This window comes from Serratia sp. CY74737, assembly GCF_052166775.1.
Lineage (GTDB): Bacteria > Pseudomonadota > Gammaproteobacteria > Enterobacterales > Enterobacteriaceae > Serratia > Serratia ureilytica.
In genome coordinates, this window is sequence record NZ_JBJNOF010000008.1 from 144,088 (window position 1) to 158,978 (window position 14,891).

The 14,891-nt window shown below is 60.0% G+C and carries 17 protein-coding genes; 1 reads left to right on the forward strand and 16 read right to left on the reverse strand.

Annotated features, from left to right (window positions below):
- Window positions 1-9 precede the first annotated feature (9 nt).
- The 16 genes from ispG to trmJ form a co-directional block, all read right to left on the reverse strand.
- A complete protein-coding gene (gene ispG, locus ACJ8PE_RS13485) occupies window positions 10-1,131 on the reverse strand; it encodes a flavodoxin-dependent (E)-4-hydroxy-3-methylbut-2-enyl-diphosphate synthase (RefSeq protein ID WP_016929756.1) in 1,122 nt (373 codons plus the stop codon).
- A 47-nt stretch (window positions 1,132-1,178) separates the two neighbouring features.
- Entirely contained in the window at window positions 1,179-2,153 is a 975-nt protein-coding gene (gene rodZ / locus ACJ8PE_RS13490) for a cytoskeleton protein RodZ (protein WP_033644090.1), read from the reverse strand.
- The gene (gene pilW / locus ACJ8PE_RS13495) at window positions 2,143-2,892 is read right to left on the reverse strand and encodes a type IV pilus biogenesis/stability protein PilW (RefSeq protein ID WP_033644344.1); all 750 of its coding nucleotides are present in this window, start codon (window positions 2,890-2,892) and stop codon (window positions 2,143-2,145) included. Before pilW ends, rodZ begins: the two co-directional genes overlap by 11 nt.
- 97 nt (window positions 2,893-2,989) lie before the next feature.
- On the reverse strand, window positions 2,990-4,186 hold the full coding sequence (locus ACJ8PE_RS13500; protein WP_004941426.1) for a bifunctional tRNA (adenosine(37)-C2)-methyltransferase TrmG/ribosomal RNA large subunit methyltransferase RlmN: 1,197 nt from the start codon (window positions 4,184-4,186) through the stop codon (window positions 2,990-2,992).
- 237 nt (window positions 4,187-4,423) lie between these two features.
- Window positions 4,424-4,849: a nucleoside-diphosphate kinase gene (ndk, locus tag ACJ8PE_RS13505; protein ID WP_004941424.1), complete on the reverse strand. Its 426-nt coding sequence runs from the start codon at window positions 4,847-4,849 to the stop codon at window positions 4,424-4,426.
- 161 nt (window positions 4,850-5,010) lie between these two features.
- Window positions 5,011-5,841, reverse strand: a complete 831-nt coding sequence (sseB, locus tag ACJ8PE_RS13510) for an enhanced serine sensitivity protein SseB (protein WP_033644091.1) — start codon at window positions 5,839-5,841, stop codon at window positions 5,011-5,013.
- Between the two features lie 89 nt (window positions 5,842-5,930).
- Window positions 5,931-7,226, reverse strand: coding sequence for an aminopeptidase PepB (gene pepB, locus ACJ8PE_RS13515; protein ID WP_197793456.1), 1,296 nt, complete (start codon window positions 7,224-7,226; stop codon window positions 5,931-5,933).
- Between the two features lie 223 nt (window positions 7,227-7,449).
- Window positions 7,450-7,650: a Fe-S cluster assembly protein IscX gene (gene iscX, locus ACJ8PE_RS13520; RefSeq protein WP_006327336.1), complete on the reverse strand. Its 201-nt coding sequence runs from the start codon at window positions 7,648-7,650 to the stop codon at window positions 7,450-7,452.
- 32 nt (window positions 7,651-7,682) lie between these two features.
- Window positions 7,683-8,018, reverse strand: a complete 336-nt coding sequence (gene fdx, locus ACJ8PE_RS13525) for an ISC system 2Fe-2S type ferredoxin (RefSeq protein WP_004941417.1) — start codon at window positions 8,016-8,018, stop codon at window positions 7,683-7,685.
- A 2-nt stretch (window positions 8,019-8,020) separates the two neighbouring features.
- Window positions 8,021-9,871, reverse strand: a complete 1,851-nt coding sequence (gene hscA / locus ACJ8PE_RS13530; RefSeq protein WP_197760241.1) for a Fe-S protein assembly chaperone HscA — start codon at window positions 9,869-9,871, stop codon at window positions 8,021-8,023.
- Between the two features lie 32 nt (window positions 9,872-9,903).
- Complete coding sequence (hscB, locus tag ACJ8PE_RS13535; RefSeq protein ID WP_197760242.1) at window positions 9,904-10,425, reverse strand: co-chaperone HscB; 522 nt, start codon at window positions 10,423-10,425, stop codon at window positions 9,904-9,906.
- A gap of 62 nt (window positions 10,426-10,487) precedes the next feature.
- Window positions 10,488-10,811, reverse strand: a complete 324-nt coding sequence (gene iscA, locus ACJ8PE_RS13540) for an iron-sulfur cluster assembly protein IscA (protein WP_004941410.1) — start codon at window positions 10,809-10,811, stop codon at window positions 10,488-10,490.
- A 54-nt stretch (window positions 10,812-10,865) separates the two neighbouring features.
- A complete protein-coding gene (gene iscU / locus ACJ8PE_RS13545) occupies window positions 10,866-11,252 on the reverse strand; it encodes a Fe-S cluster assembly scaffold IscU (RefSeq protein WP_004941408.1) in 387 nt (128 codons plus the stop codon).
- Between the two features lie 24 nt (window positions 11,253-11,276).
- Window positions 11,277-12,491, reverse strand: a complete 1,215-nt coding sequence (gene iscS / locus ACJ8PE_RS13550; RefSeq protein WP_015378780.1) for a cysteine desulfurase — start codon at window positions 12,489-12,491, stop codon at window positions 11,277-11,279.
- Between the two features lie 54 nt (window positions 12,492-12,545).
- A complete protein-coding gene (iscR, locus tag ACJ8PE_RS13555; RefSeq protein ID WP_004941404.1) occupies window positions 12,546-13,040 on the reverse strand; it encodes a Fe-S cluster assembly transcriptional regulator IscR in 495 nt (164 codons plus the stop codon).
- A 193-nt stretch (window positions 13,041-13,233) separates the two neighbouring features.
- Window positions 13,234-13,968 carry a tRNA (cytosine(32)/uridine(32)-2'-O)-methyltransferase TrmJ gene (gene trmJ / locus ACJ8PE_RS13560; RefSeq protein WP_025303916.1) on the reverse strand — a complete coding sequence of 245 codons (735 nt, stop codon included), beginning with the start codon at window positions 13,966-13,968 and terminating at the stop codon, window positions 13,234-13,236.
- Window positions 13,969-14,087: 119 nt separating this feature from the next.
- Between trmJ and suhB the strand changes: the two genes are divergently transcribed.
- Window positions 14,088-14,891: an inositol-1-monophosphatase gene (suhB, locus tag ACJ8PE_RS13565; protein ID WP_033644096.1), complete on the forward strand. Its 804-nt coding sequence runs from the start codon at window positions 14,088-14,090 to the stop codon at window positions 14,889-14,891.

The following is a 14,891-nucleotide window of genomic DNA, read 5'->3' on the forward strand; positions in this document are numbered from 1 at the left end:
CGATAACGCTTATTTTTCCAGCAGATTGACCGTGATACGGTTGCTTTCGTCCATCATCGCGGCCTTGGCGCGAATCTTCGCTTCCAGCTGGTCGATCATCTGTTCGTTGTCGAAACGCTCTTTCTGGCGCACGCCGTCTTCGTAGAAGCCGCTCTTCTTGTGGCCGCCGGTCACGCCCATGGTGGACACCAGCGCTTCGCCCGGGCCGTTCACCACGCAACCGATGATCGAGACGTCCATCGGCGTGATGATGTCTTCCAGGCGCTGCTCCAGCGCGTTCACCGTGCCGATCACGTCGAACTCCTGACGCGAACAGGTCGGGCAGGCGATGAAGTTGATGCCGCGCGCGCGGATGCGCAGCGACTTCAGGATATCGAAACCGACCTTCACCTCTTCGACCGGATCCGCCGCCAGCGAGATGCGCAGGGTATCGCCGATGCCTTCAGACAGCAGCATGCCCAGGCCGATGGCCGACTTGACCGACCCGCTGCGCGCGCCGCCGGCTTCGGTGATGCCCAGATGCAGCGGCTGATCGATGCGCGACGCCAGCAGACGGTAGGATTGCACCGCCAGGAACACGTCCGATGCCTTGACGCTGACCTTGAACTGGTCGAAGTTGAGGCGATCGAGGATATCCACGTGGCGCATGGCGGATTCCAGCAGCGCTTCCGGCGTAGGTTCGCCGTACTTTTCCTGCAGATCTTTCTCCAGCGAACCGCCGTTGACGCCGATGCGAATCGGGATGTTCTTGTCGCGGGCGCAGTCCACCACCGAGCGAATGCGCGATTCGTTGCCGATGTTGCCCGGGTTGATGCGCAGGCAGTCCACGCCGTATTCGGCAACCTGCAGCGCGATGCGATAATCGAAGTGGATATCGGCGACCAGCGGCACGTTGACCTGCTGCTTGATCAGCTTGAACGCCTCGGCGGCGTCCATGGTAGGAACCGAAACGCGGACGATGTCGACGCCCACGCGCTCCAGCGCTTTAATCTGATTAACCGTTGCTTCAACATCGGTGGTACGGGTGTTGGTCATCGACTGCACGGCAATCGGCGCGCCATCACCAATAGGCACCTTGCCGACGTAAATGCGTGTAGATTTTCGACGGTTGATGGGCGCTTGGTTATGCATTACTTACTCTCCATTGCTGCTCTGACATCACGACCGGGGCCGCGCGATTACTGCGCGGCGACGGTCAGGCGAGCAACACGGTTTGACTTAACGAACCGGCTCAAATCAACCGGTTTACCCTGATACTGGATCTGTACTGCCGCCGGCGCGCCGATGGTCAGTTTGTACGGCGCAGTGCCGGTCAGGTTCAGCTTGCCGCCCTGCTTCTGGGTGCCGCTGAACAGCGTTTTACCGCTCGCGTCGGTCACCTGCAGCCAGCAGTCGGCGGAGAAATCCATCACCAGCGCGTTCGGATCGGCCGCCGGCGCAGCCACGCCCGCATCGGCGGTCGGCAGCGGCGATTGCGCCGCCGGCGCGGTTTCCGGCAGGGTGGTCTGGCTTGGCGACACCACGGCAGGCTGTTGCTGAGCCGCGCCCGGCGTCTGGGCGGTCGCCGCCGGCGCCTGAGCCGCTGCGCCGGTATCGGCCGGCGCGGCGCTGTTGTCGGTCAACGGCACGTTGGTGCCGGCGTCGGCGTTGCCGTCCGTCAGCGGCACGGACTGCCCTTCGTTATTCTGTGAAAGCTGCGCGGAGGATTGATCGGCCATGGTGGCGATCTCTTCCTGCTGCGCCTTGTGGTTTTGCCACCACCAGGCGCCGGTCAGGCCAATCACCACGAACACGATAAGCCAGGTGAAGCTCATCAGCCAGCCGTCGCGTTTCTTGCGGCGCTTGCCCAGCGAGAAGCTTTGCATCGGCGCCACTTTCGCCATCTTCAACGGTGCCTGCTTGGCCAGCATCGGCAGCAGTTCGTCTTCCGGCAAATGCACCAGCTTGGCGTAGGAACGGATGTAGCCGCGCACGAAGGTGGACGCGAGGTCAGCGGACACGCTGTCTTCCTCGATATCGCGCACGGTGGACATTTTGAGACACAGGCGTTCTGCAACGGCCTGTTGGCTCAGCCCGAGTTGCTCACGGGCCTGACGCAGGCGCTGGCCCGTCGTCATGGATACGGTTTTATCTTGGGAGGCTTCAGTATTCATTAGCTAAGAACTGCTGGTACTGTTTGGATTGTGGAAAACTTCGCGCTAACTGCTTGCCATAGCGTTGAACGCTATCCTGACGGCCGGCTAACGCGGCGAAACGAATCTGTAACCATAAGCTGCTGGCGCTAGCCGGCAGAACATGCTGATAAACATCCAATAAAAGTTGCGACTGGGCGCGCTTCCCTTCTCCAAATTGCTTTTCGGCCTCCGCCAACAGCGGAGCGCCTTTGTCCGGATCGACTTTCAGCGCGCGGCTCAACAGCGTGCGCGCTTCATCGTTTTGTCCGGCCTTGAGAAAACAGTAACCTGCGTTTTCCAGGCTGTCGGCGACCTGACCATAATCGGGCGCCAGCGCCGCAGCGCTAAACTGCTGTTGCGCCGGTACATACTGCCCTAAACTGCAAAGAAACGCACCGTAATTATTCAGTACGGTGCCATTGCCCGGCGCAAGTTTGAGCGCTTGCCGATAACGCTGTTCGGCCGCGGCGTTTTCACCGATCCGCTGCGCGTAGAGCGCCATGCCCAACTGCGTGCGGTAATCCTGCGGGGCCGCGTCCAGCGCCTTTTCCAGGTTCTGGCGCGCGGCGTCCATGTCACCTTGCTGCAGGTACTCCAGCCCCAGCTGCAACCGCGTCTGGCCCGCCTCAGCGACCTGTGCTTCCTTTTCCGGCGATGAGCCGGAACACCCGGCCAACAACCCGACCGCCAGCCACACACCCCACAGTTTCAGCTTCATGCCCGCATTCATTTCCTTATCGGCCGTCAGCTAACGCCCATTAGCGTCAACATCTCGCATAACAGGCTGTTAGATAACAAAAAAGGTGCTATAGGATTCAGACCGCCCGTACGTTGATAGGTTCCCCGGCCATTTTCTTTTTCAGGGTACGCTTGGTACGGTCGATCACTTCACCCGCCAGTTGCCCGCAGGCGGCATCGATATCGTCACCACGGGTTTTACGAACAATAGTCGTAAAGCCGTATTCCATCAACACCTTGGAGAAACGATCCACCCGGCTGTTGGAGCTGCGGCCGTAAGGGGCGCCCGGGAACGGGTTCCATGGGATCAGGTTGATCTTGCACGGCGTGTCTTTCAGCACTTCCGCCAGCTGATGCGCATCGTCGGTGCTGTCGTTGATATGATCCAGCATCACATACTCGACGGTGACGCGCCCCTGGTTGGCGTTGGATTTCTCCAGGTAGCGACGCACCGCGGACAGGAAGGTCTCGATGTTGTACTTGCGGTTGATCGGCACGATCTCATCGCGGATGGTGTCGTTAGGCGCGTGCAGCGAAATGGCCAGCGCCACGTCGATCATGTCGCCCAGCTTGTCCAGCGCCGGCACCACGCCGGAGGTAGACAGGGTCACGCGGCGTTTGGACAGGCCAAAGCCGAAGTCGTCCAGCATGATTTCCATCGCCGGCACCACGTTGTTCAGGTTGAGCAGCGGTTCGCCCATGCCCATCATCACCACGTTGGTGATCGGGCGTTGGCCGGTCACCTTCAGCGCGCCGATGATCTTCGCCGCGCGCCACACCTGGCCGATGATTTCCGACACGCGCAGGTTGCGGTTGAAGCCCTGCTGCGCCGTCGAACAGAATTTGCACTCCAGCGCGCAACCCACCTGCGAGGAGACGCACAGCGTCGCGCGGTCGGCTTCCGGGATGTACACGGTTTCGACCTGCTGATCGCCCACCTTGATCGCCCATTTGATGGTGCCGTCGGCCGAGCGCTGTTCTTCCGCCACTTCCGGCGCGCGGATTTCCGCCACGCGCTGCAGCTTGCCGCGCAGGACTTTGTTGATGTCGGTCATCTGCTCGAAATCGTCGCAGCAGTAGTGATAAATCCACTTCATCACCTGATCGGCGCGGAACGGTTTCTCGCCCATTTCGGCGAAGAACTCGCGCATTTGCTGGCGGTTCAGATCCAGCAGGTTGATTTTGGCCGCAGCCGGTTGCTCCACGTTAACGGAGGGGGTAGTCAGCGAATTATTTTCAGACACGGTGTGCTCGGACGTGATGGGTTCTAACATAATGATCTCTGGCCTCGTTATTACACGTTATGGCGCTAAAGAATGGAAAGTAAGTTGTGCATTTCAGCCCGCGAGATTCGGGTGGCGGCACTAAAAACACGCCCCTGACAAGTCGTCTTATCAGGGGCGCGGCATTGTACAAATTTTAGTAGCGGGTTTCTATGGCTGAAAGGCATTCAGGGCATTTTTATTGTTTCAGCCGGTGAATGCCTGGCTATCAGCTCAGAAACGGCACGATTAACGTGCGCAGATTTCGCTTTCGTTGAAGAAGTAAGCGATTTCACGCTGTGCGGATTCAACGGAGTCGGAACCGTGAACGGCGTTAGCGGTGAAGCTGTCCGCGTAGTCGGCGCGCAGGGTGCCGGCCAGTGCGTTGTCCGGGTTGGTTGCGCCCATGATGTCGCGGTTGCGCTGCACGGCGTTTTCAGATTCCAGAACCTGCACCATGATTGGGCCGGAGGTCATGAACTCAACCAGACCGTCGAAGAATGGGCGGCCTTTGTGCTCAGCGTAGAAGCCTTCAGCTTGCTCGCGAGTCAGACGCAGCATTTTAGCGGCGATGATTTTGAAACCGGCGCGCTCGAAACGCGCGTAGATAGCGCCGATGTCGTTGTTGGCTACAGCGTTTGGTTTAACGATTGAAAAGGTACGTTCTACGGTCATGATGGCCTCTGTATGACTTCCAAAACAGGCCGGTCTGCAATGTTGCCGGCCTTCTCAAGTGGCGCAGATTATATGTGCGCCGTTAACGCTTGCCTACGGGAAAATCAACATTTCATTAAAAAAATATGATCTTCCTGCGGCATTTCCGACCACGCGCCGCGTTACTGGGTTTTGTCGGTGGACGGGATCAAATTGCGCAGCCAGCTGCCCCAGCGGCGCTGATAAAACGGCTGCGTATGGGCGATCAGGTAGTGGCTGATGCCGCGCTCTTTCTCCGACACCAGGCAGAAATCGACCGGTTCGTCATTCGGCGCCGTTTCGCTGGCGACGCTGCCGGCCTCGTTGATCAACGCCTCGATCTCCGCCGGTTCTGCATCCACTTCCAGCCCGATCAGCAGATTCGGCTTCTCGTCCGCCGCCTGGTCGTGCATCAGCGCCAGAAACGCGCGGCGCACCGGTTTGCGCTGGCTGAACAGCGTGGTCAGCGCATCCACCATCGCCGACGGGTACTCTTCGGGCTGCCCCAACAGGATTTGGGTCTCTTTGTCGACGTAATGCTCCACCGGTTTGACGACGCCGCCGGTCGCCAGCAGCATCGCCACCTCTTCCGGGTAGAACTCTTTGCCGTATTCCGCCTTCGGGTTGAGGAACAGATCCGCGCCCTGGGTGATTTCAAACAGCACCCGAGCCGGCATGGCGATGAACGGCTGTTCGTCCTCAACGGCCTTCTGCAACGCTTCCAGCGAGGTGAAGAACGGAATGATGCTGCCGCCGTCCTGCTTTTCCCAATGCTGGATATTGACCGGCGTATCCGCGTTCAGCGTAATGTCGCCGTCCTGCTGCACCTGCTCGCTGTCGCCGAGGATCAGCACCGTGGCGTCGAGCAGTTCACGGAAGAACGCCGGACGGTGGGCCGGCTCCGTCACCGCCAGCTTCAGCAGGCGTTCAAGCTCGTTCTCGCTCGGGGCGGCATCGTGATGATGGGAACTCATGGCAAACTCCAGGGATCAAATAGCGAGGCCCAGCATGCTGGGCCCCGAAGATAATGCGCATTCTAGCGCCCGCCGCGGCGGGCGTTCAATTATTTGGCTTTGCTCAGCAACAGATTGGCCAGGGTGCGCACGCCCAAACCGGTCGCGCCGGCCGACCACTGATCCACCGCGCCTTTGCGGTAGGTGGCGGAGCAGTCGATGTGCAGCCAGCCCTGTTGGTAATTCTTGACGAAGTGCGACAGGAAGGCCGCCGCAGTGCTGGCGCCGGCGGTATAAGCCGGGCCGGCCACGTTGTTCAGCTCGGCGAAGTTGGACGGCAGCTGGCTGCGGTGGAATTCGGCCAGCGGCAGACGCCAGAACGGCTCTTGCTCGGCGGCGGCGCTGCTCAGCAGCTCTTGCGCCAGCGCATCGTCGAAGCTGAACAGCGCGTGATAGTCGTTGCCTACCGCGGTTTTGGCCGCGCCGGTCAGGGTGGCGCAGTCGATAATCAGCTGCGGGTTCTGCTCGGCGGCATCGATCAGGCCGTCGGCCAGCACCAGGCGCCCTTCCGCATCGGTGTTCATCACCTCAACGGTTTTGCCGTTGCGGTAACGAATGATGTCGCCCAGTTTGAAGGCGTCGCCACTGACCATGTTGTCGGCGCAGCACAGGTACAGCTTCACGCGCTGCTTCAGACCGCGCGCCGCCGCCAGCGCCAGGGCGCCGGTGATGGTGGCCGCGCCGCCCATGTCAGCCTTCATCGAGTCCATAAAGGCGCTCTGCTTCAGGCTGTAGCCGCCGCTGTCGAAAGTGATGCCCTTGCCGACCAGGCAAGCGAACACCGGCGCATCCGGGTTACCGGTCGGGTTGAAGTCCAATGCCAGCAGCACCGACGGACGTTCGGAGCCGCGGCCGACGGTGTGGATGCCGGCATAGTTCTGCTCGCGCAGATCTTCGCCCTTGGTGATGCGGTAGCTGACGGCATCGCAGCCGACGTCGCACATCAGATCGACGGCGCGGGTCGCCAGTTGCTCCGGCCCCAGCTCTTCCGCCGGCATGTTGATGGTGTCGCGCACCCAGTCGACGATCTTCAGGCGCTTATCCAGCTCCTGACGCGCGGCTTCCGGCAGTTCGGCCCATTCGACGTTGCGCTGCCCTTTCGGCCCGCGATAGCCTTGCCAGAACGCCCAGCTGTTTTCCAAATCCCAACCGTCGCCGGCCAGCTTGACGTTTTTGATGCCCTGGCCGTCAATTTTGCGGCCCGCGCGCTGGATCGCGCCCAGCTTGTCGGCGCCGGTCAGGTGGATGGTCATCCCTTCGCCGTTGGTGCTCAGCAGCGCTTTCTCGCCCCAGCGGGCGTCGGCAGGTTGTTGCGACAGCGTGACCTGCATGAATTCTGTTGTCATAGCCTTCTTACTCCGGATGTTCCCTTTATTATTTCATTAGGGCTTTATTGCATACCCTATGGATTTCAAATTGCAGCTAGGCGCCCAGCGATCTCATCCCCAGGAGCTTACTCAGGTAAGTGACTGGGGTGTGATCGTGCAGGTAACAACGCTGCGGTTTGAAAGACGACGGGTATGTCGGATACAAAATAAACGGGCCGCCCATGGCAGCCCGTTACGCTATTTACTCCGCTTCATCTAACCAGACCAGCAGGATCGCTTCCAGTATTTTTTCGTTGGAAGCCTGCGGATCGTCATCGAACTCTTCCAGATCGCAGATCCACTGATGCATGTCGGTAAAACGCACGGTTTTCGGATCGGTGTCCGGGTATTGGTCGTACAGGGCTTCGCCGATTTCACGGCTGTCGGTCCACTTCAGTCCCATTATGATCTCCGGGTTGACGCTGCGGCTAACAATTAATGCTCACGCGCGTGGTTGACGGTGTAGCGCGGCATTTCGACCACCAGATCTTCGTCGGCGACCAGCGCCTGGCAGCTCAGACGGCTTTCCGGCTCCAGCCCCCACGCTTTGTCCAGCATGTCGTCTTCCAGCTCGCTGCTCTCTTCCAGCGAATCGAAGCCTTCACGCACGATGCAGTGGCAGGTGGTGCAGGCGCAGGATTTCTCGCAGGCATGCTCGATTTCAATGCCGTTGCGCAGCGCAACGTTGAGGATCGACTCCCCTTTTTCGGCTTCCAGAACCGCCCCTTCCGGGCAAAGGTCTTGATGGGGCAGGAAAACAATTTTAGGCATGGTTAAACCTCATCCACAGAATGGCCAGCCAGCGCGCGGCGAATGGAAGCGTCCATGCGGCGCGCGGCAAAATCTTGCGTTTGTGCATCTAATGTTTTGATGGCGTCTTCGATAGCGGCGGGGTCTTCACCCTGCGCCGCCTGCTGCAACGCCTGGGTCGCGGCGGCGATCGCCTGGCTTTCCGCCTCGCTCAGCAGCGCGGCGTCGGTAGCCAGCGCGCCCTGCAGGCTTTCCAGCACCCGCGCGGCTTCCACGCGTTGCTCCGCAAGCTTGCGCGCGCCCACGTCGCTTTGCGCGTTGGCCATCGAATCCTTGATCATGCCGGCGATTTCGCTGTCCGACAGGCCGTACGACGGCTTGACCTGGATCGAGGCTTCCACGCCGGTGGATTTCTCCATCGCAGTGACGCTCAGCAGGCCGTCGGCATCCACCTGGAAAGTGACGCGAATGTGCGCGCCCCCGGCAGGCAATGGCGGCAGGCCGCGCAGCGTGAAGCGCGCCAGCGAACGGCAATCCTGCACCAGCTCGCGCTCGCCCTGCAGCACGTGGATCATCATCGCGCTCTGGCCGTCTTTAAAGGTGGTGAACTCCTGCGCGCGCGCCACCGGAATGGTGGTGTTGCGCGGGATCACTTTCTCCACCAGGCCGCCCATGGTTTCGAGGCCCAGCGACAGCGGGATCACGTCCAGCAGCAGCATGTCGCTGTCCGGCTTGTTGCCCACCAGAATGTCGGCCTGGATCGCGGCGCCGATGGCGACCACTTTATCCGGATCGATCGACGTCAGCGGCGTGCGGCCGAAGAAGGCGCCCACCTGCTCACGCACCAGCGGCACGCGGGTGGAACCGCCGACCATCACCACTTCCAGCACCTCGTCGGCGGCGACGCCGGCGTCTTTCAGCGCGCGGCGGCAGGCCATCAGCGTGCGTTTCACCAACGGAGCGATCAGCGCTTCAAACTGGGCGCGGGTCACTTCGCCCTGCCAGCCGGCCACCTCGACGCGCACGCTCTCGGCATCGCTCAACGCGATTTTGGCGGCGATGGCGGCATCCAGCAGTTGGCGCTGCACGCCGTGGTCGCTGCGATCGGCCACGCCGGCCTGCTCGCGCAGCCAGTCGGCCAACAGGTGATCGAAGTCGTCGCCGCCCAGCGCGGAATCGCCGCCGGTGGCCAGCACTTCGAACACGCCGCGGCTGAGGCGCAGAATGGAGATATCAAAGGTGCCGCCGCCCAGATCGTAAACCGCGATCACCCCTTCCTGGCCGGAATCCAGCCCATAGGCGATCGCGGCCGCAGTGGGTTCGTTCAACAGACGCAGAACGTGCAGGCCGGCCAGACGCGCCGCGTCTTTGGTGCCCTGGCGCTGCGCGTCGTCGAAGTAAGCGGGAACGGTGATCACCACGCCATCCAGCTCGCCTTCCAGCGCCGCTTGCGCGCGCGCGGACAGGGCTCGCAGGATATCGGCGGAGACGCCGACCGGGTTAACCGCGCCGGCGGCGGTGACGATCAGCGGCAGGCCGTTGTCGCTGGCTTGGAATTGGTACGGCAGGTTCGGGTAACGTTGCTGCACGTCCGCCAACGAGCGGCCCATCATGCGTTTGATGGAGCTGACGGTATTGGCCGGATCCTGCGCCGCCTGTTGGCGCGCCTCCCAGCCGACGCGCTGCGCGTCCGCCTGATAATGCACTACCGAAGGCAGCAAATGGCGACCCTGTTCGTCGGCCAGCGTTTCCGCTTGCCCGCTGCGCACCGTGGCGACCAGCGAGTTGGTGGTGCCCAAGTCGATGCCGGCGGCCAGACGTCGCTGGTGCGGCGCGGCGCTGAGGCCAGGCTCACTAATTTGTAATAAGGCCATGTTGAAGCTTCCACAATCAGAATCAGAAGGTGTTACTCAAAACCCAGCAGTTTTTCTTCGAGTTGTTCAACCTGTTGCTGGAGTTTGTCCAAGAAGCGCAGCTTGCGCACGGTGTCGGCGGCGTCCGCCCACTGCTCACTGTCCAACTGCTGCAGCATCAGCGCGCTGCGCTGTTTGACCGAGGCGGCCAGCCGCGCGCCGAAATCGGCCAGCAGGCTTTCCGCCTCCGGCTTGCGCTCAATGGCGTCGAGCTCTTCGCGCAGTTCCAGCTGTTCCATCAGGAACGCGGTGTCGCGCATCGTATGCTGTTCGTTGCCCAGATCGAAGCCGTGCAACGATAGCATATACTCCGCGCGTTTTAACGGGTGCTTCAGCGCCTGGTAGGCTTCGTTGATGGTCGCCGCCTGCTGCATCGCCATCAGGCGTTCGCGCTCCGGCTGGTTGGCGAAACGATCGGGGTGGAATTGGCGCTGCAGATCCTGGAAGCGGGACGCAAGCAGGCTGCCGTCCACGGTGTAGCGAACTGGCAGCCCGAATAAAGTAAAGTAATCCATAGCGTGCTCTGGGCGTTAGCGGATGAAGTTCCCCCGCCGAAACGGGGGAGCACGATGGACTGTCAGACGTTGAAACTCTCGCCGCAGCCGCACTCGCTTGAGACGTTCGGGTTGTTGAACTTGAAGCCTTCGTTCAGGCCTTCCTTAACGAAATCAAGCTCGGTGCCGTCAAGGTAGACCAGGCTCTTGCCGTCGATGATCACCTTGATGCCTTTGTCTTCAAACACGATGTCGTCATCGTTGGCTTCGTCAACAAATTCCAGCACGTACGCCATCCCGGAGCAGCCGGAAGTTCGCACTCCCAGACGCAGGCCGAGACCTTTGCCGCGGTTCGTCAAAAACGCCTGAACACGCTGCGCAGCGCTGTCGCTCATGGTAATAGACATCACAACCTCACACTTCACATCAAAGCCCGGCGCGGCCGGGCCGACTCAGACAAATTACTTGGCGCTATGCTTGCTCTTATAGTCGGCAATCGCTGCTTTGATGGCGTCTTCAGCCAGGATCGAGCAGTGAATTTTGACCGGCGGCAATTCCAGCTCTTCGGCGATCTGGGTGTTTTTGATCGCTTCAGCCTGATCGAGCGACTTGCCTTTCATCCATTCGGTCACCAGCGAGCTGGAGGCGATGGCGGAACCGCAGCCGTAAGTTTTAAAGCGCGCGTCTTCGATGATGCCTTCATCGTTAACCTTGATTTGCAGCTTCATCACGTCGCCGCAAGCCGGCGCCCCTACCATGCCGCTGCCGACGGTAGGATCTTCGTTGTCGAAAGAACCCACGTTACGCGGGTTTTCATAATGATCGATTACTTTTTCGCTGTAAGCCATGACCTTGCTCCTGAAACCTGAGAATTAATGATGCGCCCATTCGATGCTATTGATGTCCACGCCCTGCTTGAACATCTCCCACAGCGGGGACAGATCGCGCAGACGGCCGATGGATTTACGCACCAGTTGAATGGTGTAGTCGATCTCTTCTTCCGTGGTGAAACGCCCCAGGGAGAAACGGATCGAGCTGTGCGCCAATTCATCGCTCATGCCCAGCGCGCGCAGCACGTAGGACGGCTCGAGGCTGGCGGAGGTACAGGCTGAACCGGAAGAAACGGCCAGGTCTTTCAGCGCCATGATCAGCGACTCGCCTTCAACATAGTTGAAGCTGACGTTCAGGATGTTCGGTGCGCCATGCTCCAGATCGCCGTTCAGATACACTTCTTCCATATCTTTCACGCCGTTCCAGAGACGATCGCGCAGGGTGCGCAGACGCGCCATCTCTTCGGTCATCTCTTCTTTGGCGATGCGATAAGCTTCGCCCATGCCGACGATCTGGTGGACAGGCAGGGTGCCGGAACGCATGCCGCGCTCGTGACCGCCGCCGTGCACCTGCGCTTCAATGCGGATGCGCGGCTTGCGACGCACGTACAGCGCGCCGATGCCTTTCGGGCCATAAATTTTGTGGCCGGAGAACGACATCAGGTCGACTTTCAGCTTGCTCAGATCGATAGGCAGTTTGCCCACGCTCTGGGTGGCGTCAACGTGGTAGATGATACCGCGCGCACGGCACATTTCGCCGATCGCTTCGATATCCTGCACCACGCCGATTTCGTTGTTGACGTGCATGATGGAGACCAGGATGGTGTCATCGCGCATCGCCGCTTCGAGATCCTGCAGGCTGATGATGCCGTTGCTCTGCGGCGCCAGGTAGGTCACTTCAAACCCTTCGCGCTCCAGCTGACGGCAGGTGTCGAGCACGGCTTTGTGTTCGGTTTTGCTGGTGATGATGTGCTTGCCTTTTTTCTGGTAGAAATTGGCAGCGCCTTTGATCGCCAGGTTGTCGGATTCGGTCGCCCCGGAGGTGAAGACGATTTCGCGCGGATCGGCGCCCACCAGTTCGGCGATTTGGTTACGGGCGATGTCTACCGCCTCTTCCGCCTGCCAACCGAAACGGTGGGAACGGGAAGCCGGGTTGCCGAAAGTGCCGTCCAGGGTCAAAAACTGCATCATCTTCTCAGCAACGCGCGGGTCAACCGGCGTCGTTGCTGAGTAATCCAGATAAATCGGTAATTTCATTGCTCTTGTGCTCCGTACATCACTTCCAAAAACTAAAATAATTTCGCCAGCTGCTTATGCGCGCAGATTAACGTTGATAGTTTCTTGCGGACGACCGTTGGCCGTGCGGCGCGTATCGTTGTTTTGACGATCCGCCACCACCAGCACTTCCTGGTTGTTGACCAGTTCAGCCAGCGTAATGTTGTTCAGGAACCCGCTGATGCGCTCGCTCAGATCGCGCCACAGGGCGTGGGTCAAGCAGCGATCGCCGCCCTGACAGCCTTCTTTGCCCTGGCAACGGGTTGCATCTACCGATTCATCGACGGCAGTGATGACAGCGCCAACGGCGATCTCACCCGCGTCTTTACCCAGCAGATAACCACCGCCCGGACCGCGCACGCTGGCCACCAGGCCATTCTTGCGCAGACGGGAGAATAATTGTTCCAGATAAGAGAGCGAAATACCCTGGCGTTCGGAAATGTCCGCCAGTGGCACCGGCCCTTCCTGGGAATGCAGCGCTACGTCGAGCATAGCGGTTACGGCATAACGGCCTTTGGATGTCAGTCTCATAGCTCAATGGTTACCTGTTGGTCAAATATGGCCGAAAGTCTGACATTCCTGAGTAAAACAGTCAACTATTTAACCTAGTAATTAACTCAAGTATTAGCACGTTTTGAACTTAGCAAGAACAAAGGTATATAAAATACATGTTATAACCTTTGGATAACTAATACTATTGTCGCCCACCGTTATGCCACATCAATTAATTACCTTGATGTTTATCCTGTTTCTCGATCGAGGTCAGCATGCCGCGCAGGATATTCAGCTCCTGCCCTTCCGGGCGCGCGCGGGTGAACAGCCGACGCAGGCGGCTCATCACCTGGCCCGGATGGGACGGGCGAATGAAGCCGGTACGCTGCAGCGTCTGCTCAAGGTGCTGATAGAAACGCTCAAGGTCGTCCACCAGCGGATACGGCGTCTCTTCCAGCTGTGGCGCGCCCGCCTGTTGGCGATCGAGGTAAGCCACGCGCACTTCGTACGCCAGGATCTGCACCGCCATCGCCAGGTTCAGCGAGCTGTAGTCCGGGTTGGCCGGAATGGCGACGTGGTAGTGGCACTTCTGCAATTCATCGTTGGTCAGCCCGACGCGTTCACGGCCGAACACCAGCGCCACCGGCGCGTGCTCGCCCTCGTGCACGGCGCGCACACCGCATTCGCGCGGCTCCAGCATCGGCCACGGCAGGGTGCGAGAGCGCGCGCTAGTGCCCACCACCAGGCTACAGCCGGCGATGGCGTCATCGAGGGTATCGACGATAGTGGCGTTGCCGATCACGTCGCTGGCGCCGGCGGCCAGGGCGATGGCCTGAGAATCGGGTTTGATCAGCGGATTAACCAGATAAAGGTTGGTTAACCCCATAGTTTTCATGGCTCTGGCGGTCGAGCCCATGTTGCCGGTATGTGAAGTCTCTACCAGAACAATGCGGATATTGTGCAGCATACAAACTCTGAGCGTGGCGGAAAATCGCAGCATCTTAACACAGCCGTAGGCAATTTGCCGAACAGCTGCTATACTTCGCGCCGTTTCCTGTTCTTTAACATCCTAGTTGGAAGATACCCATGCATCCGATGCTGACTATCGCCGTGCGCGCTGCGCGCAAGGCCGGTAACCTGATTGCCAAAAACTACGAAACCCCGGACGCTGTAGAAGCGAGCCAGAAAGGGACCAATGACTTCGTCACCAACGTCGATCGCGATGCAGAGCATCTGATCATCGACGTCATCCGCAAGTCTTATCCGCAACACAGTATCGTGAGCGAAGAACGCGGTGAGCTGATCGGCGAAGATCGCGATGTGCAATGGGTGATCGATCCACTGGATGGCACTGCAAACTTCATCAAACGTTTCCCTCATTTCTCCGTTTCCATCGCCGTACGCATCAAAGGCCGCACTGAAGTGGCCGTGGTTTACGATCCGATGCGCAACGAACTGTTCACCGCCACGCGCGGTCAGGGCGCCCAGCTCAACGGTTACCGTCTGCGCGGCACCAACGCCAAAGATCTGGATGGCACCATCCTGGCGACCGGCTTCCCGTTCAAAGTCAAACAGCACGCCACGCCTTACATCAACATCGTCGGCAAGCTGTTCACCCAGTGCGCGGACTTCCGCCGCACCGGTTCCGCTGCGCTGGATCTGGCCTATGTGGCCGCCGGCCGCGTAGACGGTTTCTTCGAAATCGGCCTGAAGCCGTGGGACTTCGCCGCGGGCGAACTGCTGGTGCGTGAATCCGGCGGCCTGGTCACCGACTTCGTCGGCGGCCACAACCACTTCAGCTCCGGCAACGTGGTAGCAGGCAACCCGCGCGTCGTGAAAGCCATGTTGGCCACCATGCGCGAAGAACTGAGCGAAGCGCTGAAGCGTTAA